Below are 11,098 nucleotides of genomic sequence, written 5' to 3'. Positions count from 1 at the left end.
CCCAGGCACCAGCGCATGATGGCCTTCTGCGCATGCAGACGGTTTTCCGCCTCGTCAAAGATCACCGACTGCGGGCCGTCCATCACGGCGGAGGTCACTTCCTCCTCGCGGTGGGCCGGCAGGCAGTGCATGAACAGCGCATCGGGCTTGGCATGGGCCATCAGCGCGTCATTGACCTGATACGGGCGCAGCATGTTGTGGCGCCGCTCCTTGGAGGACTGGCTGTCGTGCATCGACACCCAGGTGTCAGCCACCACCAGATCGGCGCCTTCCACGGCCTTCGCCGCGTCCCGTTCAACCACGATCTTGGACCCTGCCTTGCGCGCCAGCCCCATGAACTCCTCCTCCGGGTCCAGCTGCGAGGGACCGGTGAAGGTGAGGTCGAAGCCGAACTGGCCGGCCGCATGGATGAAGGAGGCGCAGACGTTGTTGCCGTCGCCGCACCAGACCACCTTCTTGCCCTTGATGGAGCCGCGGTGCTCTTCATAGGTTTGCACGTCGGCCATGATCTGGCAGGGGTGGGTGCGGTCCGTCAGGCCGTTGATCACCGGCACGTCGGAGTATTCCGCCATCTCGGTCAGCACGGTCTCGTCGAAGGTGCGGATCATGATCATGTCGACATAGCGGCTGAGCACGCGGGCGGTGTCGGCGATGGTCTCCCCATGGCCCAGCTGCATATCCTTGCCCGACAGCACCATGGTCTGGCCGCCCATCTGGCGCACGCCCACGTCAAAGGACACGCGGGTCCGGGTCGAGGGTTTCTCAAAAATCAGCGCCACCATCCGGTCCTTCAGCGGCAGCTCATCATCCAGCGCCGCCTTGGGGCGGCCCAGGCGCGCCTGCTTGGTGGCTTTGGCCTGGTCGATGATGGTCCGCAGATCGGCAGGAGCGGTTTTGTGGATATCGAGGAAATGGTTCATGATCGTATCGCTTTTTTCTGACGAAGGCCGGAGGCTGCCTGCCCCCGGACCCCCGGGAGTATTTCTGCAAAGGTGAAAATCAGGCCGCTTCGACTTGGGCCGCGGTTTTATCGAGGCGGCTGACGGCCTCGGCGATGTCCTCATCGGTCAGGGTCAGCGGCGGCAGCAGCCGGATCACATTGTCCGCGGCCGGGACGGTGATCAGTTCGTTTGCATAGCCTGCGTTGACCACATCAGTGTTGGCCGCCTTGCACTTGAGGCCCAGCATCAGGCCGGAGCCGCGCACCTCCTCAAAGACCTCAGGGTGATCGGCCACCAGGCCTTCCAGTTTCTGCCGCAGCAGGCCCGCCTTGCGGTTCACCTCCGCCAAAAAGGCCACGTCGGCGATATGGTCGATCACGGCGCAGCCCACCGCGCAGCCCAAGGGGTTGCCGCCATAGGTGGAGCCGTGGGTGCCTGCGGTCATGCCGCTGGCGGCGTCCTCGGTGGCCAGAACCGCACCCAGCGGGAAGCCGCCGCCGATGCCCTTGGCCACCATCATGATGTCAGGCGTGATGCCCGCCCATTCATGGGCAAACAGCTTGCCGGTGCGCCCCACCCCGCACTGCACCTCATCGAGGATCAGCAACAGGCCATGCTCGTCGCAGATCTGCCGAAGCGCCTTCAGCTCTGCATCCGGGACCGGGCGGATGCCGCCCTCGCCCTGCACCGGTTCAATCATGATCGCGGCGGTCTGGTCCGAGACAGCATCGGTAACGCCATCCAGATCCCCGAATGTCAGGTGCACGAAACCTGGCAGCAGCGGGCCAAAGCCCTTGGTCATCTTTTCGGAGCCCGCCGCAGCGATACCGGCAGACGACCGGCCATGGAAGGAGCCGTCAAAGGTGATGATCTCCACCCGCTCGGGCTGGCCCTTGTCGTGGAAAAACTTGCGCGCCATCTTCACCGCCAGCTCGCAGGCCTCGGTGCCGGAGTTGGTGAAGAACACGGTATCGGCAAAGGTATGCTCCACCAGTTTGTCCGCCAGCGCCTGCTGCTGCGGGATGTGGTAGAGGTTGGAGACATGCCACAGGTTCTGCGCCTGCGACGTCAGCGCCTCCACCAGCGCCGGATGGGCATGGCCCAGCGCATTCACTGCAATGCCGGAGCCCAGATCCAGAAAGCGGCGCCCGTCCGCCGCGGTCAGCCAGGCGCCTTCGCCTTTGACGAATTCCAGCGGTGCACGGTTGTAGGTCGGCAGAACGGACGGGATCATCAGGATCATCCTTTTCACAGGTAGAAGCCAAAGCTGTGACGTAAGCTTGGCCTTGGGTCAACGGGGGATCAATGGATTTAGAAGGGGGGATGTGCCGCATGGCAGGCACAACAGATCAGGGGCCGGTCACGCCAGGCGGCGTCGGCGTCGCGAAACGGTGATATCTGCGCGTTTGATCATGGGGGGTTCCATAGTGGAGGTTTTAACGAAAGAAAACCCCTTTTGTTCAGTCCGCCCTGCCGAACCGCCGCAGCGCGCAGCCCGTCCCATTCACCTTTGGTGAAATACTCCGGGGTGAATTGGCCGTCAGGCCAAGAGGGGCAGCGCCCTTCTTCTTTCCGGACCTGCGGGGCAGCGCCCCGTCTGCGCCTCAAGCGTTCGCCGGCCGCCGAAACCTTTCCCCTTGCATCCCGCGGCGGCTTGCCGCACCGCTTGGCGATGACCCGCGACACCCCGCAAAACCCGCTTCTGGCCGCTGCCCTGATCCTGGCGGCGACAACCTTCATTGCCGGCACCACCCTGATGGCCAAGGCGCTGGGAACGGATCTGCTGGGCGCCCCGCTGCACCCGTTGCAGATCAGCCATGGACGCTTCCTGTTCGCCTTCATGGCAATCTCGGCCGCGGTGCTGGCCCTGCGGCCCAAGTTCACCCGGCCGCATTGGGGCTATCACATCGGGCGCACTTCCTTTGGCTGGGCGGGCGTCACGCTGATGTTTGCCTCCGTCGCCTATATCCCGCTGGCCGACGCCACCGCGATCACATTTCTGAACCCGGTCTTCGGGATGCTGCTGGCCATTCCGCTCTTGGGAGAGCGGGTCGGCCCCTGGCGCTGGGGTGCGGCGCTGATTGCGATGATTGGCGCGATGATCCTTTTGCGGCCCACGCCCGCCAGCTTCCAGCCCGCGGCGCTGCTGGCGCTTGGGGCGGCGGCAGTGATGGGGCTGGAGCTGATCTTTATCAAGAAGCTGGCGGGCCGCGAGGCGCCCTTGCAGGTCCTCTGGGTCAACAACCTGCTAGGGCTGATGATTGCCAGTTGCGCGGTGCTGCCTGTCTGGCAGATGCCCAGCCCGGGCCAATGGGGCGCGCTGGCAACGCTGGGTCTGCTGATGGCCTGCGCACAGGCCTGTTTCATCAACGGCATGGCGCGGGCCGATGCCTCGTTCGTGGCGCCGTTCAGCTATGCCACGCTGGTGTTTGCGGCGCTTTACGACTTTCTGGGCTTTGGCGCGGTGCCGGATGCGGTTTCCGCCCTTGGCGCCGTGATCATCCTGACCGGGGCCGCCGTGCTTGCCTGGCGGGAGGGGCGGGTCCGCCCGCCCGCCGGCCGGGCGGCGGCGGCCGGAAACTGAGCCCCTAGCGGGAACCGCAGGCGCGGGCAGCCAGCGTCAGGGCTTCAGCCGGTAGCCGGTGCGCAGCATCATCCAGGCCAGCGCGCAGACTGCCAGGGTCGCGCCGCTGCAGACCGCCAGCCCCAGCCAGGGCGAGCTGTCGGAAGTGCCGATCACCCCGAATCGCACCCCGTCGATCAGGTAGAACACCGGGTTCAGATGCGAGATCGCCTTGAGCACCGGCGGCAGCGCCTCCACCGAATAGAAGGTGCCGGACAGAAACGCCAAGGGCGTCACGATGAAATTGGTGATTGCCGCCATCTGGTCGAACTTGTCGGCAAAAACCCCGGCCACGATCCCCAAGCCCCCCAGGAAGGCCGCGCCCAGCACGATGAACAGCAGCGCCGCCAGCGGATGCGCGGGCACGATCTGCAAGACCGCCATCAGCCCCAGCCCGATGCCCAGCGCCACCAGCGTGCCGCGCGCCACCGCGCCCGCCAGGTAGCCCAGCAGGATCTCCAGCCCCGACAGCGGCGGCATCAGCGTGTCGACGATATTGCCCTGCACCTTGGCAATCACGATCGAGGACGACGTGTTGGCAAAGGCATTCTGGATCACCGTCATCATCATGATGCCCGGCGCCAGGAAGGTCAGGAACGGCACCCCCATCACATCGCCGCGCCGCGGGCCGATGGCGATGTTGAAGATCATCAGGAACAGCGCCGCGGTCACCAGCGGCGCCAGCAGGGTCTGGGTCCAGACCACCAGGAACCGTTTCACCTCGCGCCAGGCCAGCGCCTTGAGCCCCAGCCAGTTCACCTGCCCGAACCTGCGCGCCCCCAGTTCGACCTGATATCCCCGATCCGCCATGCTGCCCCCTTGTGTTTTTTGCTGCCTTGCCTGCATAACGGCTGCCGCTTGGGGCGCAAGATGCCTTGTAACTCCGCCCGCAGTGATTAAAATAGAGCGATCACACGGAATATGATGGCGGCCGCAGAACCCCTGGGGCCGCTATTAGCTTGGAAAGGCAACAGATGTCCTGGACAGACGAGCGCGTCGAACTGCTCAAGAAAATGTGGGGCGAAGGCCAGTCGGCCAGCCAGATCGCAAAAGAACTGGGCGGAGTGACCCGCAACGCCGTGATCGGCAAAGTGCACCGGCTCGGCCTGTCCAACCGCAACAGCGGCGGCGCCAAGGCGGCTGAACCCAAGGAAAAGCCCGCAGCAGCCCCCGCCGCTGCCGCGCCAAAACCTGCGGCCGCGCCCAAGCCCAAGCCGCAGCCCAAGACCGAACCGGCCCGCCCGGCCGCGGCCCAGCCCGCAGCCGACGCCAAGCCCGCAACGCCTGCGCGCCGCCAGATCATCCCGGCCGGCCAGCCGCTGCCGCCGCAGCCCTCGGCCAATGAAATCAGCCCCGAGGCGCTGGCCAAGGTGAACGAGGTCGAGAAGAAAGCCAAGAAGCTGGGCCTGATGGAGCTGACCGAGCGCACCTGCAAGTGGCCGGTGGGCGACCCGGCGACCGAGGACTTCTGGTTCTGCGGCCTGCCCGCCCAGCAGGGCAAACCCTATTGCGAGGCGCATGTGGGCGTGGCGTTCCAGCCGATGTCCTCGCGCCGCGACCGCCGCCGCTGAACCCGGCGGCAGTTTGAGATTTCAAAGCCCCGGCATTGCGTCCGGGGCTTTTGCTTTATGAGACCTCCCGCCTTCCAAGACGGCCTGCATGTGTTGATTGGCTGGCAAGCAGCGTACAGTCTGCGCCGAGGGGGACCTTGCGGCCTTTCAGTCTCTTTGACCTGCACGCGAGACGTTCATGACCCTCGTCATCTATCAACGAATGGCGGTTTCTTCAAATGAACCTAATTTCAGGCGCGATGATCTGGCTGATCAGGCCACCAGTGTTCACCGCGCAATAGATAGACCTCGGCGGGCGGGCGGCGACATCTACGCTGCGGCACACCCAGTTTTTTGACTCCATGGATTTCAATGACTGGGACAACGCCCGGTCCGTTATCGCCGGCAGGTTCCGCTTGATGCCGCTGAAATGGCTTGGTGTGCGGAGCGATGTCAGAATCGGCAAAGTCCATGAGCGGCGCAGCAAAGGCTGTTCTTCCTTTGCCGAAACATCGTAGATCTTACGGGCAATGGCCGCCGCCGAAATTCCCGACTGTGTAAGGCGGAATTCTGGGCGCAGCGGATGACCATACCCGGGATTCCGTTCAATCAATCCGATTTCAATCAGGTGATCCATGCTTTGCGCGAAGGCGGTTCTGCCTGCACCGGTCGCAGTCAATAGGGGCGCCTGCCGTCCGGCCACGCCCGAATGCAGGCACGCGAGTATGGGCATTGCCCAAGCCTTTGATGTGACGTTGACAAACATTCCAATGTCCATAAAGTATAGTTAGTATATTTTGAATCATAAGGAAAGCCCATGCCACTCGTTGCAGTCGATCAAACCATCACCATCGCAATGTCAGTCAAAGATCGCCATGCGAGCGCAAAGTGGTACGAAACCATGTTGGGATTTGAGCTGCTCTACCATGCCGATGAGGCGGGCTGGTCCGAGGTTCAGACGAACACACCAGGTGTCGCCATCGGCCTTGGCGAGCACACTAAGCCAGCCCCCGGCAACTGCGTGCCAGTCTTCGGGATCGCTGATCTGGATTCGGCCCGGCAGAAACTGGAGCAGGCCAAAGTCAAATTTGATGGCGAGACGGATGTCGTCGAGGGCATGGTCAAAACCGCGACTTTCTACGATCTCGACGGCAATGCGCTGATGCTTGCGCAGGATTTGACCGGTGGAATTGAGTAACACGCGGTTTATGCGGCCCCCGCCGTCTGTTTGGTTCTGGCAGGCACGGCGTCAGTTGCACTGCACGGCACTTGTTCGGGGCCTTCCGTTCAGCCGCAGCCGCAGGGCACTCCATAGCGGACGCTTAAAGCCTTCTAAACACTAGCAAAATAGGCTCGAAGTTCACATTGAGCGCCTTGCAGGCAAAGCCCTCGCCTTGCCTGCAAGTTGCAAATCAGTTCGCCACCGGGCCTTCGGAGGTGAACTTGGGGATCACGCTGTCGGAGGCCGCCTTGGGTTCAATCCCGGGCCAGTTACCTTCGGCCAGGTTGATATTGCCCGGAATGTCTTCCTCCCAGAAGCCGACCACAACGTCGGTGATGTTCAGGTACAGCTTGTCATCGACGATGCGCCACAGGTTCGGGTTGGCCGGCACCTTGCCGCCCTTGGACACGCCATAGGCGCAGTGGCCGTCATACTGCGGCGCATAATAGGCCGGGTTTTCCAGGAACTTGTCGCGGTTCTCCGCACTCGAGAACGCCCAGGTGGCGCCGTTGTAGTCCGCGGTGAAATCCGCGTGTCCGCGCACCGGCGCGGTCTGCGGCGTGCCGACCGGGTTCATCTCCAGGCTGCGGTAGGCGACCACGTCATAGCCCGACACCGCATAGCCGGTGCCGTCGACGTATTGCTCCCCCGCAAAGGCCGGCAGGGCAAAGGACAGCGCTGCCGCGGCAGCAATAACAAAACGCTTCATAGGAACGTCCCTTTCATTGGTGATCGTTTCAACTCAGGCGCCGGTTTGCTCTCCGGCTTCGGCACCGACATTATAGGCCCGGCAGCAAATGCGAAGGGGGTCTCACGTCTCTGTGTCCGCAGACGAGAGCCCCGTGAGCGGATTGTAAAATTTCCGCGCGCAGACCTTCCAGTCATTGGAATTTGCAAATAACCCCTTATCTCAGCCGGAGCCGATCGCCCCAGCGTGTGCGATTGACACGGAACAGGAACAATCAGGACAAGGCCCAACAGATGAGCGATACCTCCTACACCCCGCCGAAAGTCTGGAAATGGGAAAAAGGCAATGGCGGCCAGTTTGCCTCCACCAACCGCCCCGTTGCCGGCGCCACCCATGACAAGGAACTGCCGGTCGGCGAGCACCCGCTGCAGCTGTACTCGCTGGCGACTCCGAACGGGGTGAAGGTCACCGTGATGCTGGAGGAGCTGCTGGCCAAGGGCCACGCGGGCGCCGAATATGACGCTTGGCTGATCGACATCGGCGAGGGCGACCAGTTCGGCTCCGGCTTTGTCGAGATCAACCCGAACTCCAAGATCCCGGCGCTGATGGACCGCAGCGGCGCAGAGCCGGTGCGGGTGTTCGAAAGCGGCTCAATCCTGGTGCATCTAGCAGAGACCTTCGGGGACTTCCTGCCCAAGGACGGCCCGGCCCGCATCGAGACCCTGAACTGGCTGTTCTGGCAGATGGGCAGCGCGCCTTACCTGGGCGGCGGCTTTGGCCACTTCTATGCCTATGCGCCGGAGAAGTGGCAGTACCCGATCGACCGCTTTGCGATGGAAGCCAAGCGTCAGCTTGACGTGATGGACCGGCAGCTGGCGGAGCGCACCTATATCGCGGGTGAGGACTATACCATTGCCGACATCGCGATCTGGCCGTGGTACGGCCAGCTGGTTCTGGGCCGCCTTTACGATGCTGCCGAATTCCTGGACGCGGAAAGCTACACCAACGTGGTCCGCTGGGCCAAGGCGATCGACGCCCGCCCGGCGGTGCAGCGCGGCCGCATGGTGAACCGCTCCTTCGGCGAGCCGCACATGCAGCTGCATGAGCGCCACGACGCCAGCGATTTCGAGACCCGGACCCAGGACAAACTGGAACCGGCGGCGGAGTAACCGCTCCGCCCCTTAAAATGCCCCCAGCGCCCGCGGCACCGCGGGCGTTTTCAATTTGCGGCCCTACATCCAGCCCAATTGCGTCAGGGCATGCACATCGTTCCAGACCTTTGTCATATGGCGGATCTTCGGCCCGTCGAAATCCAGCACATAGACGTAATCCGAGGCCACTTTTTTCCCCGTCGGCGCGCCGTTTCCAGCATCCGCCGTGTGGGTGCCGTGGAATACTGCAAACAGGATTGCGCGGTTGCTTTCCTCATCCACCGCCAGGGATTTGAACTCGGCATGGGCGTCAGGCATCGGGGTCAGCAGCCCCTTGGCCCATTCGGTATAATCCGCAAGCGACTTGATCTCGGCCAGCGCATCCGCCTGGACAGAGAACGTGGCATCCTCCGCGCACCATTCCTTGCAGACGTCCCACCCTTTGCCTGCATCACAGGCCTCGCAGAAGTCATGTGCTGTCTGTCTGATGGACATCGTTCTCTCCCTCCCTGCTGGATCGCCGGGCATGGCGCCTGGCCACGCCCTTGCAGCAGCAGATAAGGCGAAATCGGCGGACGGCGAGGCCGGGCTACTTAAGGCGCGGCGGTTTATCGGGGTCGCTGCCCGGCGTCACTGGAGTGTACTCCTGCGGCGCTTGCGGCTGCGGCAGGTCAAAGCGCAGCCCTGCGCGGGCAAGCTTGGCCGCCGCCGGGTCATCCGCATCGAAAAACGCCACATCCATCGCCCCGGCCTCGATGCCGGAAAAGGTCAGCGCCTCGCTTGCCGCCTTGGCCAGCGACGGCTGCGCGGCTTCTTTGGCGCCGACAAAGCCCAAGAGATGCCCCTGCCCGCCGCCGGCATAGCGCACGCCTGCAAGATAAGCCGCCGCCGCCAGCCCGCCCGCGGTGGCGAGCTTGGCATCCAGCGCCGTCAGCAGCGCCTCCGGCAGGCCCTTGGGCGCGGTGAACATCTCCACCGCGGCCTCCACCTCATCCGGCGCGTGGCCCAGCGTCTGGTTCAGCCAGCCGACCGCCTCCGCCGGGATCAGGATGGCCGAGGGCGCCACCTCCAGGTTCAGCCCCAGGCCAATGCCCTGCCCGGCCAGCATCTGCGCAATCACCCGGCCCGACAGCGCCGCGTAAGGCACCGCTTGGCCTGCAAAATCCGCCAGCCGCTCCTCGCGGTCGAACACCAGCACAAAGGCCCCGTCCGGCGTCTCGAACAGCTCCGGCGAGATCTGCTCCCCCTCCGCTTCCGCCGCCAGCATCAAAAACAGCTCTGCATCGGCCAGCCGCTCGTAAAACCGCAGGCGGGCGGCATCCTCGGCGGGTGCTGCCTCCATCGCGGCATGGGCCAGATCCAGCGGGGTTTCATCTGTCATTGCATCAGCTCCTTCACCCGGGCCTGCAGCACCGGCAGCAGTTCGGCCTCGAACCAGGGGTTTTTCTTCAGCCATGCGGTATTACGCCAGGACGGATGCGGCAAGGGGAAGACCTGCGGCGCATGATCCCGCCAGCCGCGCACCAGCTCTGTCACCGGCGCCTTCACCCCCAGGTGATAGCGCTGCGCATGCGCCCCCACCAGCACCTTGAGCCGGATCTGCGGCAGCTGCGCCATCACCAGATGATGCCAGGTTTTGCCGCAGACCGCCGGGGGCGGCAGGTCGGCTTTTTTCTCGTTATAACCCGGAAAACAGAACCCCATCGGCACCACCGCCACCCGGTCCTTGTCGTAAAACTCCGCCTCCGACAGCCCAAGCCAGGCGCGCAGCCGGTCGCCGGAGGGATCGGTAAACGGCCTGCCGCTGCCGTGCACCCGCGCGCCGGGCGCCTGCCCCGCAATCAGGATCCGGGCAGAGGGGCGGAACCAGACCACCGGCCGCGGCGCATGCGCGGTGGCGGTGGCGGCAAAGCGCTCCGCACAGATCCGGCAGTTGCGAATCTGCGCCTTAAGCTGCCGGCTGCCGTCCATTGTTTCATCCTGGGAAACAGTCATGCCCCGCCCCGCTGCTTTGGCCCGCCCCCTGAAAACCGGGCGGACAGGCCGGTTGCGGGGCAAATGGTTAAAACTTCGTTGAATATCTATGACACAATTCGACATAATAAGGCCAAATTCGCCGCGTAGGCCATTAACACTCTTTTGATAAGAAAGAGACGCGGGCACACAAGAATGCCCGCGCAACTTGAGGCAGACAGAGCCCCCCTTGCGGGGCCGCACGGGCAGCACCGGACCAAGCAATGCTTGAATTTGAAAACGTCAGCAAGTCCTTCTGGACGGGAACCCAGCGCAAGGTGATCCTTGACCGCGTGTCGTTCCGCGTCGAGCCGGGCAAGTCGCTGGGCGTGCTGGCCCCGAACGGCACCGGCAAGACCACGCTGATCAACATGATGGCCGGGCTGGAAAAGCCGGATGAGGGCGAAATCCGCCGCAACTGCAAGATTTCCTTTCCTCTCGGCTTCATGGGCGGGGTGATCAGCCGCCTGTCAGCGATGGAAAACTGCCGCTATATCGCCAAGCTTTACGGGCTGGACCCGGATTACGTCGAGGCCTACTGCCGCTGGCTGTGCGGCCTGCGGGAGTATTTCGACCAGCCGATCGGCACCTATTCCTCGGGCATGCGGGCGCGGTTCAGCTTTTCGCTGATGCTGGCGCTGGATTTCGACATTTACCTGATCGACGAAGGCATGCCCAGCACCACCGACGTCGAGTTCAACCGCAAGGCCGGCGAGATCCTGCAGGAGCGGTTGCAGACCACCACCATCATCATCGTCTCGCATCAGGCCAAGACGCTGGAGAAGTTTGCCCGTTCCGCGGCCGTCCTGCTGCAGGGACAGCTGCATATGTTTGACACTTTGGAAGAAGCGAAACAGCTCTATGACTACGAAACCGAGAGCTAAAAAATTCCGCATCCGCCGCAGCCCCG

The 11,098-nt window shown here is 63.6% G+C and carries 13 protein-coding genes; 5 read left to right on the top strand and 8 right to left on the bottom strand.

Annotated features, from left to right (window positions below; translation table 11 throughout):
* Together argF and ACTRWG_RS21850 are read right to left on the bottom strand one after the other, a co-directional pair.
* On the bottom strand, window positions 1-920 hold a 920-nt coding region (gene argF, locus ACTRWG_RS21855; protein ID WP_462829934.1), incomplete at its 3' end, for an ornithine carbamoyltransferase.
* A gap of 79 nt (window positions 921-999) precedes the next feature.
* Window positions 1,000-2,175 (bottom strand): aspartate aminotransferase family protein, encoded by a 1,176-nt coding sequence (locus ACTRWG_RS21850; protein ID WP_027234790.1) that lies wholly within the window; start codon window positions 2,173-2,175, stop codon window positions 1,000-1,002.
* Between the two features lie 438 nt (window positions 2,176-2,613).
* Between ACTRWG_RS21850 and ACTRWG_RS21845 the strand changes: the two genes are divergently transcribed.
* Complete coding sequence (locus tag ACTRWG_RS21845; protein ID WP_027234791.1) at window positions 2,614-3,525, top strand: DMT family transporter; 912 nt, start codon at window positions 2,614-2,616, stop codon at window positions 3,523-3,525.
* A 36-nt stretch (window positions 3,526-3,561) separates the two neighbouring features.
* On the opposite strand, the gene ACTRWG_RS21840 is transcribed toward ACTRWG_RS21845, so the two are convergent.
* The gene (locus tag ACTRWG_RS21840) at window positions 3,562-4,374 is read right to left on the bottom strand and encodes an ABC transporter permease (protein ID WP_027234792.1); all 813 of its coding nucleotides are present in this window, start codon (window positions 4,372-4,374) and stop codon (window positions 3,562-3,564) included.
* 164 nt (window positions 4,375-4,538) lie between these two features.
* On the opposite strand from ACTRWG_RS21840, the gene ACTRWG_RS21835 reads away from it, so the two are divergent.
* Complete coding sequence (locus tag ACTRWG_RS21835) at window positions 4,539-5,135, top strand: GcrA family cell cycle regulator (RefSeq protein WP_027234793.1); 597 nt, start codon at window positions 4,539-4,541, stop codon at window positions 5,133-5,135.
* 214 nt (window positions 5,136-5,349) lie between these two features.
* Here ACTRWG_RS21835 and ACTRWG_RS21830 read toward each other — a convergent pair whose 3' ends face one another.
* On the bottom strand, window positions 5,350-5,892 hold the full coding sequence (locus ACTRWG_RS21830; RefSeq protein ID WP_462829933.1) for a winged helix-turn-helix transcriptional regulator: 543 nt from the start codon (window positions 5,890-5,892) through the stop codon (window positions 5,350-5,352).
* Window positions 5,893-5,931: 39 nt separating this feature from the next.
* Here ACTRWG_RS21830 and ACTRWG_RS21825 point away from each other — a divergent pair, with 39 nt between their 5' ends.
* Complete coding sequence (locus ACTRWG_RS21825; RefSeq protein ID WP_027234795.1) at window positions 5,932-6,312, top strand: VOC family protein; 381 nt, start codon at window positions 5,932-5,934, stop codon at window positions 6,310-6,312.
* Between the two features lie 214 nt (window positions 6,313-6,526).
* On the opposite strand, the gene ACTRWG_RS21820 is transcribed toward ACTRWG_RS21825, so the two are convergent.
* Entirely contained in the window at window positions 6,527-7,045 is a 519-nt protein-coding gene (locus ACTRWG_RS21820) for a YHS domain-containing (seleno)protein (protein ID WP_027234796.1), read from the bottom strand.
* 272 nt (window positions 7,046-7,317) lie between these two features.
* Here ACTRWG_RS21820 and yghU point away from each other — a divergent pair, with 272 nt between their 5' ends.
* Window positions 7,318-8,193, top strand: coding sequence for a glutathione-dependent disulfide-bond oxidoreductase (yghU, locus tag ACTRWG_RS21815; protein ID WP_462829932.1), 876 nt, complete (start codon window positions 7,318-7,320; stop codon window positions 8,191-8,193).
* Between the two features lie 63 nt (window positions 8,194-8,256).
* Here the strand turns inward: yghU and ACTRWG_RS21810 are convergent, their stop codons facing one another.
* The 3 genes from ACTRWG_RS21810 to ACTRWG_RS21800 all read right to left on the bottom strand — a co-directional run bounded on the left by ACTRWG_RS21810 (window position 8,257) and on the right by ACTRWG_RS21800 (window position 10,170).
* Complete coding sequence (locus ACTRWG_RS21810) at window positions 8,257-8,670, bottom strand: ester cyclase (RefSeq protein WP_435660756.1); 414 nt, start codon at window positions 8,668-8,670, stop codon at window positions 8,257-8,259.
* A 94-nt stretch (window positions 8,671-8,764) separates the two neighbouring features.
* Entirely contained in the window at window positions 8,765-9,556 is a 792-nt protein-coding gene (locus ACTRWG_RS21805) for an SseB family protein (RefSeq protein ID WP_435660757.1), read from the bottom strand.
* The gene (locus tag ACTRWG_RS21800; protein ID WP_435660758.1) at window positions 9,553-10,170 is read right to left on the bottom strand and encodes a uracil-DNA glycosylase family protein; all 618 of its coding nucleotides are present in this window, start codon (window positions 10,168-10,170) and stop codon (window positions 9,553-9,555) included. The genes ACTRWG_RS21805 and ACTRWG_RS21800 overlap by 4 nt, the downstream gene beginning before the upstream one ends.
* 242 nt (window positions 10,171-10,412) lie before the next feature.
* Here ACTRWG_RS21800 and ACTRWG_RS21795 point away from each other — a divergent pair, with 242 nt between their 5' ends.
* Window positions 10,413-11,072: an ABC transporter ATP-binding protein gene (locus ACTRWG_RS21795; RefSeq protein ID WP_027234801.1), complete on the top strand. Its 660-nt coding sequence runs from the start codon at window positions 10,413-10,415 to the stop codon at window positions 11,070-11,072.
* Window positions 11,073-11,098: the final 26 nt, after the last annotated feature.

The sequence above is a fragment of the Leisingera sp. G5_S3_59_S7 genome (assembly GCF_054968485.1).
This window is presented reverse-complemented; position numbering and strand designations above follow the sequence as displayed.

What these genes read in the sequence shown, in the direction of transcription:
- ACTRWG_RS21830 (WP_462829933.1), bottom strand. Translation starts at nt 5,892, where the DNA reads ATGGACATTGGAATGTTTGTCAACGTCACATCAAAGGCTTGGGCAATG.
- ACTRWG_RS21810 (WP_435660756.1), bottom strand. Translation starts at nt 8,670, where the DNA reads ATGTCCATCAGACAGACAGCACATGACTTCTGCGAGGCCTGTGATGCA.
- yghU (WP_462829932.1), top strand. Translation starts at nt 7,318, where the DNA reads ATGAGCGATACCTCCTACACCCCGCCGAAAGTCTGGAAATGGGAAAAA.
- ACTRWG_RS21795 (WP_027234801.1), top strand. Translation starts at nt 10,413, where the DNA reads ATGCTTGAATTTGAAAACGTCAGCAAGTCCTTCTGGACGGGAACCCAG.
- ACTRWG_RS21825 (WP_027234795.1), top strand. Translation starts at nt 5,932, where the DNA reads ATGCCACTCGTTGCAGTCGATCAAACCATCACCATCGCAATGTCAGTC.
- ACTRWG_RS21835 (WP_027234793.1), top strand. Translation starts at nt 4,539, where the DNA reads ATGTCCTGGACAGACGAGCGCGTCGAACTGCTCAAGAAAATGTGGGGC.
- ACTRWG_RS21820 (WP_027234796.1), bottom strand. Translation starts at nt 7,045, where the DNA reads ATGAAGCGTTTTGTTATTGCTGCCGCGGCAGCGCTGTCCTTTGCCCTG.
- ACTRWG_RS21840 (WP_027234792.1), bottom strand. Translation starts at nt 4,374, where the DNA reads ATGGCGGATCGGGGATATCAGGTCGAACTGGGGGCGCGCAGGTTCGGG.
- ACTRWG_RS21845 (WP_027234791.1), top strand. Translation starts at nt 2,614, where the DNA reads ATGACCCGCGACACCCCGCAAAACCCGCTTCTGGCCGCTGCCCTGATC.
- ACTRWG_RS21800 (WP_435660758.1), bottom strand. Translation starts at nt 10,170, where the DNA reads ATGACTGTTTCCCAGGATGAAACAATGGACGGCAGCCGGCAGCTTAAG.
- ACTRWG_RS21850 (WP_027234790.1), bottom strand. Translation starts at nt 2,175, where the DNA reads ATGATCCCGTCCGTTCTGCCGACCTACAACCGTGCACCGCTGGAATTC.
- ACTRWG_RS21805 (WP_435660757.1), bottom strand. Translation starts at nt 9,556, where the DNA reads ATGACAGATGAAACCCCGCTGGATCTGGCCCATGCCGCGATGGAGGCA.